Source organism: Veillonella sp. 3627 (assembly GCF_003992195.1).
GTDB lineage: Bacteria > Bacillota > Negativicutes > Veillonellales > Veillonellaceae > F0422.
The window spans coordinates 32931-53649 of record NZ_RQVG01000010.1; the positions used below are offsets into that span (position 1 = coordinate 32931).

A 20719-nucleotide genomic window follows, 5' to 3' on the forward strand; every position below is an offset into this window, starting at 1 on the left:
ATTATGCATGTTCTTTTTCAGATTCTGCTTGTTTTGCCTTTTCATGACACTCGCCACAGAAACCGTATACTTTTAATTGATGGTCTGTGGTATGGAAGTTCAATTTTTTAGCGATAATGGATTCTAATGTTTCCAACATATCATCTTCAAATTCTTTCACACAGCCACACTTAACACAAATCAAATGATGATGGAAATGAGATAATTCATCGCTATTTAATTCATAGCGATTACGACCATCACCAAAATCCAAACGTTTCACTAAGTCTAACTCAGTGAATAAGTCCAATGTACGGTAAATCGTAGCTAAACCAATATCTGGATTGTTCTTTTTCACTAAAATATACACATCTTCTGCACTTAAGTGCTTCTCTTCTGCTTCAATAAACGTTTGTAAGATAATTTGACGTTGTGTTGTTAATTTATATTTTTTATCTTTAATACGCTCTTTTAATTTTTCCATTGTTGCTTGTACTTCCATTGCTTTATCCATGATGTTCCTCTTTCTGTAAACTATAATATTTATTAAAATACCACAACCGTTTTGCTATAATTTGTGCTACAGCTGTCAATGGTACGGCAGTCATCATACCGATCATCCCAAAGAAATAGCCTCCCACAAAAATGGCTGTAATAATAACTAATGGGGGAAGATTAATAACATGCCCCATAATCTTAGGCATAATAATTTGTCCATCTAGCACTTGCAAGATCCCATATGTAATGGCAACTTTTACGGCTAGAGGACCACTAATAACAGCGGCTAAAATAATGGCTGGCGCCGCACTAATAAATGGTCCAATGATAGGAATCCACTCCGCGATACCCGCTAATACTGCTAATACAAGAGGATACGGCAAATCGTAGCAATAGCATACGATAAATGTAAGGCAAAACATATTACTTGCTAATAGCAATTGTCCCCGTAAATATCCTCCTAAAGTACGAATAATATCATTCACTACGTCTTCCAAATGAGCTGAAGTAGGGCTGGAAAAAATATTTAATATAGCCCGTTTAATACTACGTCCATCTTTCAGTAAATAAAATGTTAAAATCGGTACTAATAACAATTGTAATAAGGTACTAGCAAAGGAAACAATAGCAAGCACACCACGTTGTGCTAAATCCACTCCATAATTACCAATCGTAACTAGAGTTGAATTAATCACACCTTCAAATTGATGTGGTATGATACTTTCACCATCGATACCTTGTAATCCTTTTACCACTTCTACAAATTGGTCTAATACATATGGTAAGTTAATTAATAATTTTGTTAATTCACTAATTACTGGTACCATCACATATCGAACCAACACGGTAGATACGAGTGCCACTACCACGAAAGATGGAATAATAGCTAACCATCGTGGGCATTGTTTCCAATACTTTCGAATATATTGTTGCGTCATATTTACCCAAGGCCATAAGAGCAAGGTTAAAATAATAGCAATCACTAAGGGAATCACTACCGGTAATGCAATCGTTAGACCTATACTCGCTAAAATCAGTAAAATACAGCGTAGCCAATATTGTATAGATTTATCTCCCATCCTATCACCTACCGTACAAATGGATTAAATTGCTTTTCATCGCCAATTGTTGTTTCTGGTCCATGTCCAGGATAGACCTTTGTATCTTCTGGCAATGTATATAGCTTTTCTTTAATCCCCTTACTTAATACGTCAAAATCTCCATTAGGAAAATCCGTCCTGCCTATTGACCCTTGGAACAAGGTATCCCCTGCCAGTAAAGTTCCCTCTGTGTAATAACATACTCCACCTGGTGTATGACCTGGTGTTTCAATCACAGTAAAGGTAGTGTCACCTAAGGAAATCGTATCGCCCTCTTTTACATAGCGTACATCATCTACTTCTGCTGTAATATAGCGACCAGAATGAGCACTCAAATTCACCGTTGGATTCGTCAAACATTCCGCATCGCCTTCGTGAATATATACTGGCACATGGTACGCATCCACCAACGTTTTTACAGCTCCAATATGATCACTGTGCCCATGAGTTAATAAAATACCTTGCACCTTAAATTCGTGACTATCTAGAATTTCTTTTAACTTTTCTCCTTCGTCGCCTGGATCAGTTACAAGGCACGTATTATCTGCTTCATTATGCGCAATGTAACAATTCGTTCCATACGCCCCTAAGGGCATATAATATAACTTCATTTCTTAACTCCATTAAAACTCTTTACTACTCTCTAATAGAATCGTCACAGGTCCATCATTGACCAATGCTACTTGCATATGAGCTTGAAATTGACCTGTACTCACGATTAAGCCTTTTCCTTTGAAAGCCTCTACTAGCTCCAAATATAAGCGCTCTGCCATCTCTGGTGGAGCTGCTTTCATAAAATTCGGTCGACGCCCCTTACGCGCATCTCCGTAGAGAGTGAATTGCGAAACTACGCACACCTCACCACCTACATCTAATACGGATAGGTTCATCTTATCCTGTTCATCTTCAAAAATGCGTAAGTGGCTTACCTTTTCACAAATATATTGTACATCCTCTATTGTATCCGTATCTGTTACGCCTACTAGTACTAAAAGACCTTGCTTCGTACTACCAATAACAGACTCATCTACGGTAACCGAAGAAGAACTCACACGTTGTACAACGGCTCTCATGCTTTCCCTCCTCGATGGACTGAATATACATCTTTCACTCGGCGCAATTTCGTCATCACATAATCGAGTTGTGACAAATCTTTAATGTCTAGCATTAAATGGATCGTTACATCTTTTGCATCGTCAGTTTTCGCATTAATATTGGAAATGTTAATTTTCATTTCTGACAAGACTGCCATCACTTCCATTAACAAACCACTGCGATCATAGGCATGCACGGACACACTTACTTGGAATTGATCCTGTGTAGCTCCTTCCCAATCGACTTCTATCATACGATTCAAATCATCTGGGGTATGACCAATATTGGTACAATCTGCACGATGTACAGAAACGCCTCGGCCTCTCGTAATATAGCCAATAATGTCGTCTCCTGGTACAGGATTACAGCAACGAGCCATACGAACCATCACACCAGCTTCACCTTTTACAAGAACACCACTGCTACTTTTCTTAGATTTTCCTTGATGTACTTTAAGACGGTCGATGACAGCCATCGTATCTTTTCGCTGCTCTTCCTTAGCGACTTCCTGCTTATGAATGTCCACTAATCTGAGCAATACTGTATTCACTGAAAGTCCACCAAATCCAACGGCAGAGTACAGCTCAGCTTCGCCGCCAGCATTCAAAGATTTTCCAATCTTTTCTAGGCGACCATTTTTTGTTAAGTCCTTCCAATCATAGCCTAAGCGTTTCGCTTCTTTTTCTAATAGTTCGCGACCTTTGACGATATTTTCTTCTTTATTTTCACGCTTAAACCAGTTTCGAATCTTTGTCTTACTTTCTGTAGAGCCGACAATATTTAACCAGTCTAACCGTGGTTTCCCATTTTTAGAAGTGACGATTTCAACGATGTCCCCATTTTGCAGTTCATAATCTAGAGGAACAATCTTGCCATTAATTTTAGCTCCTACGCATTTATTTCCCACATCGGTATGAACACGATACGCAAAATCCAGTGGTACAGTGCCTTTTGGCAACTTCATAACGTCACCTTTTGGGGTAAAGACGAATACTTCCCCTGTAAAGACATCCAGTTTCAAAGCGTTAAGCAATTCTTTCGGATCGCTTGCATCTTGCCACTCAAGAACATGACGAATCCAGCCTACCTTTGCATCAAAATCAGCTTCTGCTTTCCCTTTATTACCTTCCTTATATCGCCAATGGGCGGCTACACCATATTCAGACACACGATGCATATCCCAAGTACGAATTTGAATTTCTACAGGCTGACCTTTTGTACCGATAACTGTGGTATGCAAGGATTGATACATATTCGACTTCGGCATCGCAATGTAATCTTTAAAGCGATACGGCAAAGGTTTCCACAAACTATGTACTGTACCTAGCACGGCATAACAATCTGGAATCGTATCTACGATGACTCGAACGGCATACAAATCATAAATTTGAGATAAATCTCGATTGTCCTTTTTCATTTTCTTATAAATACTATAAAAGTGTTTTGGACGACCTTTTACATCTGCTTTAATATGAGCATGTTCCAAAGCATCTTTCAAAGTATTCATAGTATCATTTACAATATCCTCACGAGCTTGTCGTTTTTCACTCATCTGTTGTACTAGGTCATAATATTTTTCTGGTTCTAAATAGCGGAACGATAAGTCCTCTAGTTCCCATTTAATATTAAAAATACCTAAGCGATGTGCCAATGGCGCAAAAATTTCTAATGTTTCTTGGGCTATGCGTTGTTGTTTATCAGGACGCATATGCTTTAAGGTACGCATATTGTGTAATCGGTCCCCTAGCTTGATGACCACTACGCGCACATCTTTTGCCATGGCCAAAATCATCTTTCGATAATTTTCAATTTGCTGTTCTTCTTTTGTTTGATACTGAAATTGATTTAGTTTTGTAACCCCATCTACCAAGAATGCCACTTCTGGTCCAAATTGTTCTTCTATTTCCTCTAAGCTTATCTCTGTATCTTCCACTACATCATGTAATAAAGCAGATACCAAGGTAGATCGATCAATTTGTAGTTCGCTCAATATGGTGGCAACCCCTAAAGGGTGCAAGATATACGGTTCTCCAGAAGCCCGTTTTTGTGGAGCATGCGCTTTATCTGCCAGTGCAAACGCACGCTCTATGACTGGCCAGTCTTCTTCTGGTAAATAGGACCGAACACGGTCCATAAATTGTCCATATTCTCGTTCTTTATTAAATGTATGCTCCTGAGGGGTACTTATAGTACTTACCATTATGATCCCTCCTGACTATAAGTCATAAACGTCAACGATGTGTGAAGTTCCAACTTTTGTTGCACATTCACCCAGCGATATACATGACGTCCATCATCCAATGCTTCCTCTTTTAGAATGCCTAAATCTTTAAATACATCTAAAGCAAGGATTGCTTCTCGCGAAGTCATTTCTTGTGGCTTACACTCTAACGCTTCTCGCTCCACTATATACTTTGGTGCTGTGGGAGACCGGAAAATATGTTTTACCACAGTATACATCTTGCGTAAGCTATCTACTTCTAGTCGTTCTCTTTGTTGTGAAAGTGGTTCCAAGTCTTGCACAATGAGTTGTGGCATCACCACGCCTTGCCATTCATTTTTCTGCAAAGAAAATGCTACTTTTACAGGGTCATCTGCAAAGATTTCCTGCATATAATGTGCCCCTTGCCAAGCCACCGCATCAATGGGGCCCTGTTGACCTTGCAAGATAATTTTACAATGATTTTTTTGAAATCCCATAGGGTACAGATTCTGCACACGAATCTTAGGAAGTGCAAACACAGGCGTACTATTCCCCATACCATAAGGCTCTAAAGTAGCTATTTGATCAATTAACTCAATGCTAATATCATCGCTATGCATAGCACCATCAACGGTGACAATGGGAATATAATCTTCTTCTGTTAATTGTTTACGGCAAAACTCACTAGCTTTTTCACGTAAGGCATCAATATGCTCTGCTTGTACACTAAATCCTGCCGCCTGTGCATGTCCACCAAACTGTATTAATGTATCTCCCGCAAAGGTTAACATATCATACATATTACAATGATCAATACTACGACAGGAGCCTTTACCAATTCCATCATGAATACTAATCACCATAGTCGGTTTATAAAAGGCTTCTACCAAACGGGACGCAACGATACCGATAACTCCAGGATGCCAGCCTTCGCCTGCCACTACAATACATTGATCCGCCAAACTTCCTTGTGCTAATACCGATTGATACGCTTCTTCAAAAATAGCTCGTTCAATCTGTTGTCGCTCCGTATTTGTTTCTTGCAACTCTTCTGCAATTTCCATGGCCTCAACTAGGTCTGTGGTAATCAGTAATTCTACAGCTCGTGTCGCATGCGTCACCCGTCCTGCTGCATTTAATCTTGGTGCTAAGGTAAACCCAATATGGCCTGCAGATAGTACTTTTCCTTCTAAACCGGCCACTTGCACTAAGGCTTGAATCCCTACATTGGGAGACTCTGTCATCTTACGCAAACCTTCACGGACGATAATCCGATTTTCTCCCACTAAGGGAACTACATCAGCAACCGTGCCCAAAGCTACAATATCTAAGTCTTCTCGATATTCTTCACCAGTACGACGCTTCCATAAAGCTTGGCAGACTTTGAATGCCACACCTACGCCAGATAAGTTTTTATCTGTATAGGGACACTCTGGCTGTTTATGGTTAACCACCGCTGTAGCCCTTGGTATTTGCGGCGGTGATGTATGATGGTCTGTAATAATCATAGACACGCGATCTCTCACAGCTTCTACAATATCATAGGAACTAATACCGCAATCTACCGAAATAATTAAATCTGTTTTTTGAGCAATCAAATATTCCAAAGCTTCTAAGTTGAGACCATATCCTTCACTTTGTCGCTCTGGAATATAATAAGTTACATTCGCTCCTAATCGCGAAAAAAATCGGTACATTAGTGATGTAGCCGTAATACCATCTACATCATAATCTCCGTAAATGACAATGGACCCATTCATGTCTAAGACTCTTTCGATTTCTTCCACAGCCTGTGCCATTCCTTTTAACATAAAAGGATCTAATAAATCATCCATTGTGCTATATAAGAATGTTCGACCTTCTTCTACAGTGGTAATCCCACGGTTTGCCAATAAATGAGAAACAATAGGATGCACTGCTAATCCAGAGGTCAATTGAGATTCTATTTCTTTTTGATGTTCGGCAATTTTCCAACGTTTGCCTTTTCGTTTATCTATTTTCATACGTACCTCTTGGAGGGATATTTCTTTCATTATCATTATCATTATTATACATGAAAGTCCAAGCATTTTCAATAAGTATCATTATTAAAAATATAATAATTTACCTTTATTATTACATCTTATGACAAAAGTAGTGTTTATAATTAAATTTCTTCACTCTTCAATTATCAATTTCAAACTCTAAAACCCCACCATAACAAATGTGAGGGCTCTTCGTATATGAGCATCCCACACATTTAGCATAAAACCAAAAAAGGTTGTACCCAAATGCACATACAGCATTTCAGTACAACCTAATGTAAAACCTGTCCTAATTCTAATTATGCAGAATATGACATCCATCACTTCTATGAAGCCATATACTACCATCATTACAAAGAAATCATCTACTCATGCACTACGATGACTACACTGGAAGTATTTCCCTATCTACATCATCTTAGATGATTCCAAATAACTTCATGCTTAAGTTACCAAAGAAGAAATGGAAGATATAATTCAATACGGAAATATAAAATCCTACTTTCCACCAGGTCACTTGTGGCACGTAGTGACTGCCAAAGAAGATTGGCGTTACCCCAGAGCTATAATGTGTCAACGTACAGCCGGGGCTATTCATCAAGCCAAACATTAAAATCGCATAAGGAATTGGTGCTCCCAAGGCAATTAAGATAGACGCAAAGGCAGAAAATAAGGCTGTAATACGAGCGGTACCACTGGCGAAGAAATACTGCGAGTATACAAAGACTAACGAAATAATCAATGCCGCCCACTCCCAAGACATACCACCTAACATAGTGCTGACGAATTTTGCAAAGACAGCTACAACGCCTAATTTACCAAGCAATCCAGCCATACCTACTAGAGTACCCATCCAGATTAAAATATCCCAACCTGTGGTTTCTTTCAAAATATCATCCCATGTAAGACATTCGCTAATGACACAGGCTAGTACGGCCATAATCGCAATGACCGTCGCATGTAAACCCGTAATTGTCGTAGTAGACCAGAGTAGAATTGCCCCCACAAAGATAGCTGCTACCTTTTTTTCCATCGTCGTGATCGGACCTAGTTTATCTAACTCTTCACGAGCCATAGCTGGAGCTTCTGGTGTTTCTTTGATTTCAGGTGGGTAAATCTTATAAATAAACCAAGGCATGATAACCATACTGAGCAAACCAGGCAAAGCTCCTGCTAAAAACCACTCCCACCATGTCACAGTGTAGCCAAATAATTTTGCTCCTAAAGATGTAATCAACAAGTTACCACTACAAGCGGTCAAGAATACAGTCACTGTACAGGCATTTACTGTGTGAGCCGTAGTCATTAGGTAGGCTCCCATGCGACGTGCCGTTTCTCCTGGTCTCGAATCAAAGGCCATAGAAATATTTTGCACGATAGGATAGATAATACCACCTCCACGAGCAGTATTAGATGGAGTAGCCGGAGAAATAATTAAATCTGTCATCGCCAAGGCATAGGCTAAACGCAAGGTACTCGTACCGAACCAATGAATTAAGGTATACGCAATGCGTCGCCCTAATCCAGAGTTAATAATTCCTCTAGAAAAGAAGATAGCCGACACGATAAGCCATACATTAGGCTCTGCATAGCCTAATAACGCTTCATTCATCTTAATCGAACTAGTAGCGACTGCCGCCGCAGATCCCATAAATGCCATTACCCCAGTGGGATATGGTCGTAGTATAAAGCCCACAATAGTAGCTGTAAAGATAGCTAATAAATGCCATCCTTGATCTGAAATTTCTGGCGTATGTGGCAAATACCATATGATCAGTGCCACAGCTACCACTCCCAATAGTCTTAGTAGTTTATCCATGTAGTATCCTTCCTTTCTCTATTAACACAGATCCTCCAGAGGTAACAAAAAACCCAGCACCATAAGGGTACTGGGTTCTGTAATCGCCAAATTAACGTTTGGAGAATTGAGATGCTTTACGAGCTTTTTTAAGACCGTATTTTTTACGTTCTTTCATACGTGGGTCACGAGTCAAGAAGCCAGCCTTTTTAAGACCTTGACGAAGTTCGCCATCAACTTCTAGTAATGCACGAGACACACCGTGACGAATTGCACCAGCTTGACCGGATGGGCCACCACCAGCTACAGTTGCCACAACGTCGTATTGTTCTAAAGTGTTTGTTAATACCAATGGTTGTTTAACAATCAACTCAAGAGTTTGACGACCGAAATATTCATTTAATTCGCGTTTGTTTACAGTGATTTTACCTGTACCCGGTACCAGACGAACTCTAGCAACGGAAGATTTTCTACGACCAGTGCCGTAGTATTGTGCTACTGCCATTATATGTTCCTCCTCCCGGTATTAACGGATATCTAATTCCAAAACTTCTGGTTTTTGAGCAGCATGTGGATGCTCTGCGCCAGCGTATACATTCAATTTACGGTATTGTTGTGCACCCAATTTATTTTTTGGAAGCATACCTTTAACTGCCATTTCGATTACACGTTCAGGATGTTTTTCCAACATCATAGCAAGTGTAGTGAAACGGGATCCGCCTGGATAACCAGAATGACGGAAATATTCTTTTTGTAATAATTTTTTACCTGTTACACGAACTTTTTCTGCGTTCACAACGATAACGTGGTCACCAGTGTCTGCATGTGGTGTAAAAGTTGGTTTATGTTTGCCCCGAAGAACTTTAGCAACTTCGGCAGCAAGACGTCCTAAAGTTTTACCTTCAGCGTCAACAACATACCATTTGCGTTCAATATTGTTCGCATTGGCCATAAATGTAGTTTTCATGCTGCTTTCCTCCTAATAACAAGAATGTATTAACAGAAGCAATTGCCACCTTCCGGGGCTAGTGGAAGTCCGTACAAATTGCTTACCGAAATATTATACTCAAAATGCAATGGATATGTCAAGGATTATCGCAAAGATTTCTTCAACAACCAATCGATATCTGTCTTCTCTGGAGTCACAACAAATTGGTGTTCTCCAAATTTTTCAAATCCATAGCGTTTATAAAAATGTTGGGCTTTATAATTTTTCTCCCAAACGCCAAGCCAAGCCCAATCAAAGTCACCAGACTCAGCGATGCGCAAAGCTTTTTCCAATAAGGCTTTACCCACACCTTGTCCATGGTACTCTTTGAGCACATATAGGCGTTGCACTTCAAAGGCATTCTCTAATTTACGCTCTGTTTGTGCGTCGCCCCAGTTTATTTTCAAATACCCTACCAACACATCATCTACGTAAGCTAGATATGTTTCACTCTCGTCATGGTCCAACTCACGTTTCAATACATCATGGTTATAAGCCTCATCAAAGAAAGCCTGTAATTCCTCTTCTGTATTATCATGACTGAAAGTTTCTCTAAATGTGTCTGCACACAAGTTAGACAATGCTGGAATATCTCTCTCTTGAGCTCTCACAATGGCGACTACAGAACCTATTGGTTCACGAGATTCCCCTAGGATGCGCACCTCTGGTTCCAACTGCACCCCATGAGCTGCATGAATCCGTTTTTGGACCTCATGAATCACACCTAGCACATCATTGGCTGTAGCGCCTCCACGATTGACCACAAATCCAGCATGCTTCATAGATACCTCTGCAGGTCCTACGGATAACCCTTTCAATCCTGTTTGGTCAATCAAAGTTCCTGCATAATATCCCGGTGGGCGCTTGAAGGTAGATCCTGCGCTAGCATGTTCCAATGGTTGTTTAGACTCTCGTTTTTCAGTAAGATCATCCATCCGTCCTTGGATATCCTCAGGATTTCCTTCCTGTAATTCCATAGTCACACGAACAATGATTTCATGGTTCTCGTGAAAGCGGCTATGACGATAGGCAAACTGCAATTCTTCTCGGCTATAGTGGTGCAAGTGTCCCTGCATATCTACAGCATCTACACTGGTTACCACTTGATCCATCTCTCCATCATAGGCACCTGCATTCATGAATACAGCACCACCTAAACTACCAGGAATGCCGATGGCAAATTCTAAGCCGCTCAAACTTTCACGTTGAGCATATTCGGATACTTCTTTCAAAGTATACCCAGCGCTCATAGTAATGGTTGTACCGTTGCGGTGTTGCTCCTCTTGCAATTCTTTCAAGCAAAGAACGACGCCACGCATGCCTCCATCTTGAATCAACACATTAGATCCTAGGCCTAGCACAAAAGGTTCTATGTTATGAGTATGTAATACACGCATGCAATCCTGCAATTCTTGTATAGAACGAGGTAGTACAAGTAGATCCGCAGGTCCTCCTATCTGAAAAGTCGTGAAAGGTGCTAACAGCGCATCCCTTTGAATGCGATCCAACGGAATCACCTGTTGCAATGCTTCCCATACAGCACTCATATTAGTTTGCCTTTTCTAAAATTTTCATGCCTTCAGTGATTGGTTCACTAATGATTCGATAAATATCATTCGCCACTTGTGTCCAACGTGCATGGGCTGTTAAGTACGCATTTGCACCAGAATTAGCTTGTACCATTGGCAATAAGCCTTCTAATTTTTTCAATAACTCTTCCGCTTCAGGAGCATCTGCAATTTTTGCATATTCCAGTTGCATTTGTAAAGACATAAATTCTTCCACCATGTCTTTTGCTGCTTGGTCGTCTTTAATTGCCTCTTGGGCTGCCATCATCTCTCTATATTCTTCGCTGTCGCGCATTGCTTTTTGTAATTCATATGCTAAATCGTAATTCATAATTCCTCCTCCATCCTATTAGGATTTCATTCTTATATTCTTTCATATATTGTGTATGCTATACAGTCTATATTATCTAATCTTTGGTCATTCTATGAAAGTTTATGATATTTCACTATATAGGCTATATTGTATGATTAGACTTACTATATTTAGTATTTTCTATAGACCAATACCTACTATCAAGAGGTTACACCTCAATAGATACACTTGGTCCAACGGCCTGCAAATCTGGGAAATCCAGTTGGCGCATAGCTTCATAGGCAATGATTGCCACCGCATTCGATAAATTCAAAGACCGCGCTTCATCAATCATCGGAATGCGAATGCATGTGTCTGGATTGGCTGCCACAATTTCTTCTGGCAAACCTTTTGTTTCTTTACCAAACACGAGCATATCTCCAATTTCATATTGCACTTCTGCGTGGGTATGGGCGGCCTTTGTCGTAGCATACCAAAAACGCCGATCTTTATATTGTTCATACACTTCATCCAAGGACTTATGTATTTTTACATCTACTAGATGCCAATAATCAAGACCTGCTCGTTTTAAATATTTATCTTCAATGGAAAACCCCAAAGGTTCCACCAAATGTAGTGTCATATGATTTGCTGCACAAAGGCGTGCAATATTGCCTGTATTACCAGGAATTTCCGGTTCTACTAATACAATTTCCATGATTCACCTACTATCTTATCGCTTAAAATGTCCGCTTTTACCGCCTTGTTTTTCCACAAGATACACAGGACCAATGGTCATAGTTTTATCGACGGCTTTCACCATATCATAGACAGTTAACAATCCAACTTGAACTGCTGTTAACGCTTCCATTTCCACCCCTGTAGGTCCCGTAGTTTTCACTGTACTACGAATACATACAGCACGTTGTTCTTCTACTAAAGAGCAGTCTACACTCACCTTCGTCAACGCCAATGGATGGCATAACGGAATGAGGTTAGACGTTTGTTTCGCTCCCATGATGGCTGCCAATTGTGCCACTGCTAACACATCACCTTTTTTGACATTCCCACTAGCCACAATACTAAAAGCTTCCTCACTGAGCGTAATAAACCCTTCTGCTACAGCTACGCGCTCTGTATGATCCTTTTGGGACACATCCACCATATGCGCATTACCGCCTTCATCAAAATGTGTTAATTTCATAGATACCTCCATGTGAATTTCATTATACCATAGAGAAGGGATTGACGTCAGTAATCTATGTTAGAGAAAAGAGTCTACGCAAAAAGGATTGCCACATTAGCATATGCTAGTGACAATCCTTTTATGTAGAAATATTTCATATTCTCTGCTATCAAGATCCGTATCCCAATGATACATTTCTATCTCTTCTGTAATTTTTATTTGTTCAAGGAACCAAGGAACTATTTATTTTTCATATTCCTTATATTATAGCTCGATAGTTTGACCTGGATCTACCACAAGTCCAGCTTGTTTATGTTTTGCTTCTAACAACGCCACAAAGGTTGCTGGTTCTTTATCGATGACAGGCCATGTTTTGTAATGAATTGGAATCGTTGTATTCGCTTGAATCCAAGATGCCGCTGTCACCGCATCTTCCACACCCATAGTAAAGTTATCGCCAATTGGTAGCAAGGCATAGTCGATTTCACCATGGCGACTGATTAATTTCATATCGCTGAACAATGCCGTATCCCCAGCAAAGTACACACGTTTACCAAAAAACTCAATGATCACACCTGCCGCATGACCACCTGGCACACCAGACCCATGAAAAGCTGGTGTTAAACGGATGGAACCAAATGGGAAATTAAACTTTCCACCTAAATGCATCGCATGGCTACGAGCCCCTGCTTCAGCGGCTTTTCGAGCTACCTCTGCTGTGGAGATCACAAGGGCATCATTCTTCTTGGCAATCACATCGGTATCACCATAATGATCATCATGACCGTGGGATACAAAAATATATTGACACTCTATATCCTCTGCCTTTGCCACATCCCATGTATTGCCCGTAAAGAACGGATCACATACCAACGTTACATCACCATTGCTCAAAGCAAACGTAGCATGACCATAATACGTTAACGTTACATTGCTCATAAGAATACCTCCCTCAGATTATCTTAGTCCAACAATATTTGTTAAGTAAATTATATCATTCATAGAAAGCTGGTCGCAAGATAAAGAGCATGTATACATAAAAGTCAACATCCCTAGGCCGCCACCTAGGGATGTTTGCTATATATTCATGTTACAAAATCTAGCTATATAGTAGTTACGCTTCCGCCCACTCTGTATGGAATGTGCCTTCTTTGTCTGTACGTTCGTATGTATGAGCACCGAAGAAGTCACGTTGTCCTTGGATTAGATTTGCTGGCAATACACCACGACGATAAGAATCGAAGTAATCTAAGGATGCACTGAAAGCAGGTGTTGGGATACCGTAACGTTTCGCAGCAATGATCGCTTCACGCCATTTTGCTTGATGTGTTTGTAACGCTTCTGCGAAGAATGGATCCAACATCAAGTTATTCAACTCTGGGTTATTTGTGAAGGCTTTTTTAATGTCTTCTAAGAAAGCAGCACGGATAATGCAACCACCGCGCCACAATAACGCCATATCACCAAAATTGATATTCCAATTATATTCTTTTGCTGCTGCTTTAATCAACGCAAAACCTTGTGCATAGGAGCAAATTTTAGACGCATATAAGGCAGAATGGATAGCATCTACTAAGGCTTCTTTGTCACCTTCAAAGACTTCTGTAGGGCCTGCTAATACTGGTTCTGCCAACACACGTTCAGATTTGTAAGCGGACATAGCACGAGCGAACACTGCTTCCGCGATGGTTGGGATTGGCACTCCAAGGTCTAAACCTTCTTGGCTAGTCCATTTACCAGTACCTTTTTGACCAGCTTTGTCCAAGATTTTTTCTACTAATGGAGTTCCATCCGTATCTTTTACTTTCATAATTTTAGCTGTGATTTCAATGAGGTAGGAATCTAATAGTCCTGTATTCCATTTCGCAAATACATCGCCGATTTCATCATCGCTCATGCGAAGTAATTCTTTCATCATGAAGTAGGCTTCGGAAATTAATTGCATATCACCGTATTCGATACCATTGTGCACCATTTTTACATAGTGACCTGCACCGTCATCACCTACATATGTGCAGCAAGGACCGTCTGCCACTTGGGCTGCAATGGATGTAAAAATAGGCGCCAATTCATTGTAGGAAGCTTCGTTGCCACCTGGCATCAAGCTTGGACCATTTAAAGCCCCTTCTTCACCACCAGATACGCCAACTCCTAAGAAACGGAAACCTTTGGATTCTAAGTATTTTGTACGACGGATCGTATCTGGATAATGGGAATTACCGCCATCAATTAATGTATCGCCTTGGTCCAAGTATGGCAAGAATGCTTCGATCATGTCGTCCACAGGTTGACCTGCTTTCACCAAGAACATGATTTTACGAGGTTTTTCTAACATCGCTACAAACTCTTCTGGAGTATGTGCTCCGCCGATTGTTCCTTCGTGGCTATAGTTGGCTACAAAATCGTCTGTTTTTTGTGGTGTACGGTTGTACACTGCAATGCTGAATCCATGACGGGCAATGTTGCGGGCCAAGTTTTGTCCCATAACAGCCAAACCAACTAGACCAAATTGATATAATTTTTCACTCATCGTCATACCTCTTTCTTGATTGACTACCGTGTGTGAGCTTGTTCTTCTTTCAAACGAGCCAACATCACTGATGAACTAAACATAATAATACCTGCGATGACGGTTGCCAAGGCTAGGTTTTCTCCGAAGACGATAAATCCCCAGAAGGAGTTAAAGAACACCCCTACATATTGCATAAATTGTGCCACTACTGCATTGGTTGCCACAAACGCACCAGTTAGGAAGAATTGCGCCACTACGGAAATGGCTCCGATAATCCCTAAATACAATGCTTGTGTTGCATTAGGCCACACAAAATCTGGTATCATCACGATACCGCCTACTAGCATGGTGGTGACTAAAAAATAAAACATGATTTCATAGGAACTGTGACCACCCTTTAAGCTAATGGTGCGAATCGTTGTATAGGCCGCCGCCGATAAGGCTGCTCCTGCAATGGCAATAAAAGAATACCAATGCAATCCCGATAAATTCCAAGGTTGAATCATATACACAACGGCTAAGAAGATCAATCCTAACCATTTAGCAGATCCATCAGGCAATTTTTCTTTCAACACAAAGTTGCTAAAAATCAGGACGAATATACCTGATAATTGAAATAGTATGGATGCATCTGCCATCGTCATATAGACTAATGCAATGAAATTACTTAAATTTCCTAATCCACCGAAGATACCACGTAAGGTTAATAGCCCTCGATGTTCCGTGGAAAAGGAAATTCCTTTTTGTCGCATCACTATGAGTACGGCAATTGTTCCTATGAGCCCTCTGAAAAATGTCACCTCTGCCGCCGGCATACCATCGCCTAGAAGTTTCACAAATAAATTCATAATACTGAAGGCGAAAGATGACATGAGGGAAAAGAAAAATGCTTGTACCATAGGTCACCTATTGTTTGAAAGTATCCACAAAGGATAGAATTTCTTCTTTCATAGCTTCTTTTGGAATCACCTTGGTGAAACGCAATGGCTTATGTTGCAACTCTGCCAATTGTTTCGGACAACCTACGCCTGTGACTGCCGAAATATTGTCTAAGCTTTCATAAGGAGTTGATCCTACTTTGATATCCAAGGCTTCACAAATCGGTGTTGGGAATTTGAAAGGATGCGCCGTGGAAGCAATCACCGTATGACGGTGACCATCTTCAGGATGAGCCTCTAGCTCTTTCATATAAGCTCCCATCGCCACCGCTGTGTGCGGATCCATTACATAGCCATAGGAATTGTACACTTGCTCGATTACAGCCTTTGTCATGTCATCGTCTACATAGGCGCCAGCAAACTCTTTTTGCACCGCTTGTAGTTCTTCTGGAGTGACAGAGAATTTGCCCTCTCCTTTCAGTGCTTTCATACGCTCAGCTGTCAATTCTGCATTTTCACCGCTCACATAATAAATAAACCGTTCAAAGTTAGAACTTTCCAAAATATCCATAGACGGAGAGATGGTTGTATAGAACGGACGGTTCATATCATAGGTACCAGTGCTGAAGAAATCTGCGAGCACATTGTTTTGATTGGATGCACAAATTAATTTACCAACCGGAATACCCATGCGTTTTGCATAGTAAGCGGCCAAAATATTGCCGAAGTTGCCTGTTGGCACCACCACATTAAACACTTCATCTTCGTGGATAGCCCCCGTATTTACCAATTCAGCATAGGCTGCCACATAGTACACCACTTGTGGCGCTAGACGGCCGATATTAATAGAGTTAGCAGAAGAGAACTTCACTCCTTTGTCTGCCACTTCCTTCGCCACATCAGCATCCACAAAGAGACGCTTCAAAAATTGTTGAGCATCATCAAAGTTACCTTCGATGGCTGTTACATTGACATTTGCACCTTCTTGCTTTTGCATTTGCTCTTGTTGCATAGGGCTAACGCCATCCGTTGGGAAGAACACTTGAATGTGTGTGCCTGGTACATCTTTGAATCCTTCTAAGGCTGCTTTTCCTGTATCACCAGAGGTAGCTGTCAATATCAACACTTCTTTTGTTTCTTTTTCCGCTTCCTTTGCTGCCACCAATAAGTATGGGAACAAAGATAAGGCCATATCTTTAAAAGCTTGGGTGCGACCGTGGAACAACTCCAACACGGATACTCGCTCTAACAAGGAATGCATAGGCGCCATATCTGGTGTATCGAAGTTCACCGTATTATAGGCACTACGAATCATCGTTTCTAATTCCGCTTCTGTGAAAGTCGTAAATAACTTACTCAACACAACCAGTGCAATTTCTTCATAACTCTTGTCTGCTACATCGCGGTAGGACAAACATTGTTCCGGAAACTCCGCCGGCACATATAAACCGCCATCACTTGCCAATCCATGGAGCAACGCAAAGGTTTCACTCACCGTTTCATGACTGCGCGTACTTGTATACTTCATCTCATCATCCTTTATATTACACAATATATTGTATTATCTTCATTCATTATAAATTAATGCTATCTATTTAGCAAGAAAAGGCGCACTATCATCTAGTAATACTACCTATACATCATAGATTGAGAACATAACTAGAAAGTCAAGACATCGTTTTAAATTGTCAATTCTACTATAAAGTACTATACTATGAAGAAGGTATTAATTTAAAACGGTGGATTTATTATATCCGCTATAAGATTTTATCATTCTAAAAAGTTGGTGCTTCATTTGAAAAAACTATTGCTCATATTTTTTACAATGTTCTTTTGTCATTTAACAAATTATGCTTACCAAACCACTTCCGATTTAGATATGTCAGCTACTTATATAGATATCCGTAGTTCTCATGCAAAAGAACTATTGGATGAAGATATGCCAGGAGCTATATGGATAAACCCTCAAAACTTACTAATTATCAATAATTTCTTAAAAACGTCTGACAAAAAGAAAAAGTACATCGTATTTTGTTCCTGTCCTCACGATGAACATTCCATAGCCTTAGCTGAAATAATGGATCGCGAAGGGTATGAAAATGTATATGTATTAGAAGATGGTTGGGATATTATTACAGACAATCATCTTACCACAAGGAGGTCTTAAAAATGAAAAAACTATGTATCTTAACAATCATGGCACTGTTCCTAGGCTTTCAATCTAACCTAGACGTATTCTCCGCCTTTGATCAACCTGCGACGAATGGCACTATGATCGCCAAACGAGGCTGTTGTTCTCACCATGGTGGTGTAGCTGGTTGCAACAGCAATGGTTCTGTAAAATGTAATGATGGCACTACCTCTCCAACTTGTACATGTTAATGCAAAGGTAAACGTATGAGATTTCGGTTTAGAAGAACCTTAAAAATTGCACCTGGTATTCGCCTTAATTTGGGAAAGAAGGGCATAAGCACTAGTATAGGTCCACGAGGCGCAAAAATCACTCTAGGTAAAGATGGAGTCAGAACAACTGTAGGCCTTCCAGGCAGCGGTCTATCTTACACATCTTATCACCGATATAACAACAATGGTTCTATTCCTTATACCCCTGTTTGCCCCTATTGTGGTCACCACATGAGAAAAGCTTGGCCCAATTGTCCTAAGTGCAATTATAATTTATTACCTGCACCCTCTGACAACCCTAATCCAGCGGATACAGAGACCTTAGAGGAACCTTCCTCTGTAGCAGGCTGCGGTTGTATACTTATAATTATATTGGTAATTGCTTTTGCTATCTACATCGTTTAACTATACAGTTACGCTATGATTCTAGAATAAAATTAACAACAACCATATACTATGACTGTAGTGCTATGCATTTGTATAGCACCACAGTCCTTTTTATTGACATTACAATAATCTCTTCAACCCTTAAAGGAATTTTTAAATATGATGCCCATACTTATAGAACTAAGCAACACCACCCCATATATTACATTTTGTAATATATATCATACATATACCTCTATTCTTATAAATTAGTCATACTTATTCATCTTGTTCTTGACATCGAAAAACTAAAAGAGTACAATACACACATACAATCAAACATTCGGGAATAGGTGCGAAAGCATAATAGAGAAGCCAGTTAAAGTCTGGCACGGTCCCGCCACTGTAAAGCAGAGCAAATCCAATTATGTCACTGGGAAACTGGGAAGGCTGGAGGCGCGTTGAAGCTGAGTCAGGAGAACTGCCTATTCATCATTCACCACTTGACCTACGAGAGATAGGGAGGAGAATCAAAGGCCTTTTTCTGATACTCCAAAATACAAGAAAAAGGATTTTTTATTACTACAATATGCGTTGTATGGGATACGTCACATATTGATGATCGCCTTATCATGGCCAAGTGAATTCACCATTATGGTATTAGCACTCAAAGTGTTGATATAGTTGTCATGATTTTGTATGGGCGTACATCATCATCCTAAAAAGAACCTGCCGGTGGGCAGGTTCTTTTTTTTGCGTCAATAGTAAATAGGGAGACCACTCACATACGAGTAGCCTCCCATATTTTTATCATAATTCTATTTTCTCTCTATCGTCATTGCCTTTCACATGGTACAATACAATTGCATAGGGGATTCCGGCCCCTTGTATCATACCCTCAAAGGCAATATGCGTGTCCAGCGCTAGCTTTAGAGGGTTTTTTCTTTGTCCATATACATTGCTTTGAAGTCTTCATAATCTTCCGCCATATAGTCCGGCATTATGGATAAGGCTTTTTCTTGGATCCATTCTGGGATTCCATAATAGGCCCCCGCTACAGCACCGACAATGGCACCCAATGTATCACAGTCACCACCGATGTACATTACATTGCGAATAGCCGATTCATAGTCTTCACTTTCAAAGAAACATTGCATTCCTTCTGGCACTGTTTTTTGACAGCTTGGCTCAAACCTATAAGTCTTATGCAACTCTTCCACACTGTACTCACCAGGATAATAGGATCGTACCATTTCTTGAATTTCTTCTTTCGTCGCTCCATGAAGTGCTTTGAACACGGCTAAAGCCGTCACTTCTCCACCTTTTAATCCTTCCGGATCATTATGGGTGGTACCTGTTACAATTTGGCTCAACAACTTGACTTCCATTTCACTATTCCCTACGTAAGCCACAGGGCTAATACGCATCGCTGCTCCATTACCCCAACTACCATAGGGCTCAGTCACATCAGATAACCCCCATCGGAAAAATTTTGCACCAAATCCGCCCATCGGTAATGGATTGGAAAGAAAATATTCTTTCATACGATAGATAGTAGCTCGTTGTAAATGTGTCCCCCTTCCTTTTACATCAATTAAAGCTCGTGCAATAGCACATGTTAAAATCGAATCATCTGTAGGCTTACAAGCCTCTGACAAAAACTCGAAGTCTCTGCTTTTGATATTATTGAACTCATAGATTGAGCCCGCCATATCTCCAATGATTGCTCCTAACATAGAACTCCTTTCCGGTGTTTCCACCAAACTCATTGCGATAATTACATAGATGTATGCAAAAATTATATACATCTGTGATTTTTCCGCAATATA

Annotated in this window: 21 protein-coding genes, 1 pseudogene and 1 riboswitch; of the genes and pseudogenes, 3 read left to right on the top strand and 19 right to left on the bottom strand. The window is 40.3% G+C overall.

Features of this window, described 5'->3' with window-relative positions; genetic code table 11:
* Position 1: 1 nt before the first annotated feature.
* The 18 genes and pseudogenes from EO114_RS06135 to thrC form a co-directional block, all read right to left on the bottom strand.
* Positions 2 to 493 carry a Fur family transcriptional regulator gene (locus EO114_RS06135; RefSeq protein WP_009352981.1) on the bottom strand — a complete coding sequence of 164 codons (492 nt, stop codon included), beginning with the start codon at positions 491 to 493 and terminating at the stop codon, positions 2 to 4.
* Positions 486 to 1556 carry an AI-2E family transporter gene (locus EO114_RS06140; protein ID WP_126940559.1) on the bottom strand — a complete coding sequence of 357 codons (1071 nt, stop codon included), beginning with the start codon at positions 1554 to 1556 and terminating at the stop codon, positions 486 to 488. The genes EO114_RS06135 and EO114_RS06140 overlap by 8 nt, the downstream gene beginning before the upstream one ends.
* Before the next feature lie 8 nt (positions 1557 to 1564).
* On the bottom strand, positions 1565 to 2188 hold the full coding sequence (locus tag EO114_RS06145; protein WP_009353002.1) for an MBL fold metallo-hydrolase: 624 nt from the start codon (positions 2186 to 2188) through the stop codon (positions 1565 to 1567).
* A 12-nt stretch (positions 2189 to 2200) separates the two neighbouring features.
* Positions 2201 to 2650 (bottom strand): D-aminoacyl-tRNA deacylase, encoded by a 450-nt coding sequence (gene dtd, locus EO114_RS06150; RefSeq protein ID WP_009352832.1) that lies wholly within the window; start codon positions 2648 to 2650, stop codon positions 2201 to 2203.
* Positions 2647 to 4806 carry a bifunctional (p)ppGpp synthetase/guanosine-3',5'-bis(diphosphate) 3'-pyrophosphohydrolase gene (locus EO114_RS06155; RefSeq protein WP_370447308.1) on the bottom strand — a complete coding sequence of 720 codons (2160 nt, stop codon included), beginning with the start codon at positions 4804 to 4806 and terminating at the stop codon, positions 2647 to 2649. The genes dtd and EO114_RS06155 overlap by 4 nt, the downstream gene beginning before the upstream one ends.
* Positions 4807 to 4871: 65 nt before the next feature.
* Positions 4872 to 6878, bottom strand: a complete 2007-nt coding sequence (recJ, locus tag EO114_RS06160; RefSeq protein ID WP_127062111.1) for a single-stranded-DNA-specific exonuclease RecJ — start codon at positions 6876 to 6878, stop codon at positions 4872 to 4874.
* Positions 6879 to 7317: 439 nt separating this feature from the next.
* Entirely contained in the window at positions 7318 to 8718 is a 1401-nt protein-coding gene (locus EO114_RS06165; protein ID WP_126940562.1) for a DASS family sodium-coupled anion symporter, read from the bottom strand.
* Positions 8719 to 8809: 91 nt separating this feature from the next.
* The gene (gene rpsI, locus EO114_RS06170; RefSeq protein ID WP_009352806.1) at positions 8810 to 9202 is read right to left on the bottom strand and encodes a 30S ribosomal protein S9; all 393 of its coding nucleotides are present in this window, start codon (positions 9200 to 9202) and stop codon (positions 8810 to 8812) included.
* A 21-nt stretch (positions 9203 to 9223) separates the two neighbouring features.
* A complete protein-coding gene (rplM, locus tag EO114_RS06175) occupies positions 9224 to 9664 on the bottom strand; it encodes a 50S ribosomal protein L13 (RefSeq protein ID WP_009352918.1) in 441 nt (146 codons plus the stop codon).
* A gap of 125 nt (positions 9665 to 9789) precedes the next feature.
* Positions 9790 to 10347, bottom strand: coding sequence for an N-acetyltransferase (locus tag EO114_RS07980; protein WP_240629068.1), 558 nt, complete (start codon positions 10345 to 10347; stop codon positions 9790 to 9792).
* Positions 10330 to 11232: pseudogene (gene murB, locus EO114_RS07985) on the bottom strand (UDP-N-acetylmuramate dehydrogenase); the annotation flags it as partial. The gene EO114_RS07980 and the pseudogene murB, both read right to left, overlap by 18 nt.
* Before the next feature lies 1 nt (position 11233).
* Positions 11234 to 11584, bottom strand: a complete 351-nt coding sequence (locus EO114_RS06185) for a YlbF family regulator (RefSeq protein ID WP_127062116.1) — start codon at positions 11582 to 11584, stop codon at positions 11234 to 11236.
* A 190-nt stretch (positions 11585 to 11774) separates the two neighbouring features.
* On the bottom strand, positions 11775 to 12263 hold the full coding sequence (gene trmL / locus EO114_RS06190; protein ID WP_127062118.1) for a tRNA (uridine(34)/cytosine(34)/5-carboxymethylaminomethyluridine(34)-2'-O)-methyltransferase TrmL: 489 nt from the start codon (positions 12261 to 12263) through the stop codon (positions 11775 to 11777).
* Positions 12264 to 12278: 15 nt separating this feature from the next.
* Positions 12279 to 12749 carry a cyclic pyranopterin monophosphate synthase MoaC gene (gene moaC / locus EO114_RS06195; RefSeq protein WP_009352949.1) on the bottom strand — a complete coding sequence of 157 codons (471 nt, stop codon included), beginning with the start codon at positions 12747 to 12749 and terminating at the stop codon, positions 12279 to 12281.
* Positions 12750 to 12995: 246 nt separating this feature from the next.
* A complete protein-coding gene (locus EO114_RS06200) occupies positions 12996 to 13670 on the bottom strand; it encodes a metal-dependent hydrolase (protein ID WP_127062120.1) in 675 nt (224 codons plus the stop codon).
* Positions 13671 to 13845: 175 nt separating this feature from the next.
* Positions 13846 to 15261 carry a decarboxylating NADP(+)-dependent phosphogluconate dehydrogenase gene (gene gnd / locus EO114_RS06205; RefSeq protein WP_009352833.1) on the bottom strand — a complete coding sequence of 472 codons (1416 nt, stop codon included), beginning with the start codon at positions 15259 to 15261 and terminating at the stop codon, positions 13846 to 13848.
* Positions 15262 to 15284: 23 nt separating this feature from the next.
* On the bottom strand, positions 15285 to 16142 hold the full coding sequence (locus EO114_RS06210; protein WP_009352991.1) for a DMT family transporter: 858 nt from the start codon (positions 16140 to 16142) through the stop codon (positions 15285 to 15287).
* A 7-nt stretch (positions 16143 to 16149) separates the two neighbouring features.
* Positions 16150 to 17649 carry a threonine synthase gene (thrC, locus tag EO114_RS06215; RefSeq protein WP_127062123.1) on the bottom strand — a complete coding sequence of 500 codons (1500 nt, stop codon included), beginning with the start codon at positions 17647 to 17649 and terminating at the stop codon, positions 16150 to 16152.
* A gap of 351 nt (positions 17650 to 18000) precedes the next feature.
* Between thrC and EO114_RS06220 the strand changes: the two genes are divergently transcribed.
* Genes EO114_RS06220 through EO114_RS06230 form a run of 3 tightly spaced genes read left to right on the top strand, consistent with a single transcriptional unit; the run spans position 18001 to position 18929 of the window.
* Entirely contained in the window at positions 18001 to 18288 is a 288-nt protein-coding gene (locus EO114_RS06220; protein ID WP_164723785.1) for a rhodanese-like domain-containing protein, read from the top strand.
* Between the two features lie 2 nt (positions 18289 to 18290).
* Positions 18291 to 18503: a hypothetical protein gene (locus EO114_RS06225; protein ID WP_127062128.1), complete on the top strand. Its 213-nt coding sequence runs from the start codon at positions 18291 to 18293 to the stop codon at positions 18501 to 18503.
* 15 nt (positions 18504 to 18518) lie between these two features.
* The gene (locus tag EO114_RS06230) at positions 18519 to 18929 is read left to right on the top strand and encodes a DUF4236 domain-containing protein (protein ID WP_127062130.1); all 411 of its coding nucleotides are present in this window, start codon (positions 18519 to 18521) and stop codon (positions 18927 to 18929) included.
* 295 nt (positions 18930 to 19224) lie between these two features.
* A riboswitch (cobalamin riboswitch) is annotated at positions 19225 to 19394 on the top strand.
* A 425-nt stretch (positions 19395 to 19819) separates the two neighbouring features.
* Here EO114_RS06230 and EO114_RS06235 read toward each other — a convergent pair.
* Positions 19820 to 20626 (bottom strand): ADP-ribosylglycohydrolase family protein, encoded by an 807-nt coding sequence (locus tag EO114_RS06235; protein ID WP_164723786.1) that lies wholly within the window; start codon positions 20624 to 20626, stop codon positions 19820 to 19822.
* Between the last annotated feature and the right edge of the window lie 93 nt (positions 20627 to 20719).

Excerpts from the sequence above, each read along its gene's own strand:
- EO114_RS06135 (WP_009352981.1), bottom strand. The coding sequence starts at position 493 with ATGGATAAAGCAATGGAAGTACAAGCAACAATGGAAAAATTAAAAGAG.
- EO114_RS06140 (WP_126940559.1), bottom strand. The coding sequence starts at position 1,556 with ATGGGAGATAAATCTATACAATATTGGCTACGCTGTATTTTACTGATT.
- EO114_RS06145 (WP_009353002.1), bottom strand. The coding sequence starts at position 2,188 with ATGAAGTTATATTATATGCCCTTAGGGGCGTATGGAACGAATTGTTAC.
- dtd (WP_009352832.1), bottom strand. The coding sequence starts at position 2,650 with ATGAGAGCCGTTGTACAACGTGTGAGTTCTTCTTCGGTTACCGTAGAT.
- EO114_RS06155 (WP_370447308.1), bottom strand. The coding sequence starts at position 4,806 with ATGGACCGTGTTCGGTCCTATTTACCAGAAGAAGACTGGCCAGTCATA.
- recJ (WP_127062111.1), bottom strand. The coding sequence starts at position 6,878 with ATGAAAATAGATAAACGAAAAGGCAAACGTTGGAAAATTGCCGAACAT.
- EO114_RS06165 (WP_126940562.1), bottom strand. The coding sequence starts at position 8,718 with ATGGATAAACTACTAAGACTATTGGGAGTGGTAGCTGTGGCACTGATC.
- rpsI (WP_009352806.1), bottom strand. The coding sequence starts at position 9,202 with ATGGCAGTAGCACAATACTACGGCACTGGTCGTAGAAAATCTTCCGTT.
- rplM (WP_009352918.1), bottom strand. The coding sequence starts at position 9,664 with ATGAAAACTACATTTATGGCCAATGCGAACAATATTGAACGCAAATGG.
- EO114_RS06185 (WP_127062116.1), bottom strand. The coding sequence starts at position 11,584 with ATGAATTACGATTTAGCATATGAATTACAAAAAGCAATGCGCGACAGC.
- trmL (WP_127062118.1), bottom strand. The coding sequence starts at position 12,263 with ATGGAAATTGTATTAGTAGAACCGGAAATTCCTGGTAATACAGGCAAT.
- moaC (WP_009352949.1), bottom strand. The coding sequence starts at position 12,749 with ATGAAATTAACACATTTTGATGAAGGCGGTAATGCGCATATGGTGGAT.
- EO114_RS06200 (WP_127062120.1), bottom strand. The coding sequence starts at position 13,670 with ATGAGCAATGTAACGTTAACGTATTATGGTCATGCTACGTTTGCTTTG.
- gnd (WP_009352833.1), bottom strand. The coding sequence starts at position 15,261 with ATGAGTGAAAAATTATATCAATTTGGTCTAGTTGGTTTGGCTGTTATG.
- EO114_RS06210 (WP_009352991.1), bottom strand. The coding sequence starts at position 16,142 with ATGGTACAAGCATTTTTCTTTTCCCTCATGTCATCTTTCGCCTTCAGT.
- thrC (WP_127062123.1), bottom strand. The coding sequence starts at position 17,649 with ATGAAGTATACAAGTACGCGCAGTCATGAAACGGTGAGTGAAACCTTT.
- EO114_RS06220 (WP_164723785.1), top strand. The coding sequence starts at position 18,001 with ATGTCAGCTACTTATATAGATATCCGTAGTTCTCATGCAAAAGAACTA.
- EO114_RS06225 (WP_127062128.1), top strand. The coding sequence starts at position 18,291 with ATGAAAAAACTATGTATCTTAACAATCATGGCACTGTTCCTAGGCTTT.
- EO114_RS06230 (WP_127062130.1), top strand. The coding sequence starts at position 18,519 with ATGAGATTTCGGTTTAGAAGAACCTTAAAAATTGCACCTGGTATTCGC.
- EO114_RS06235 (WP_164723786.1), bottom strand. The coding sequence starts at position 20,626 with ATGTTAGGAGCAATCATTGGAGATATGGCGGGCTCAATCTATGAGTTC.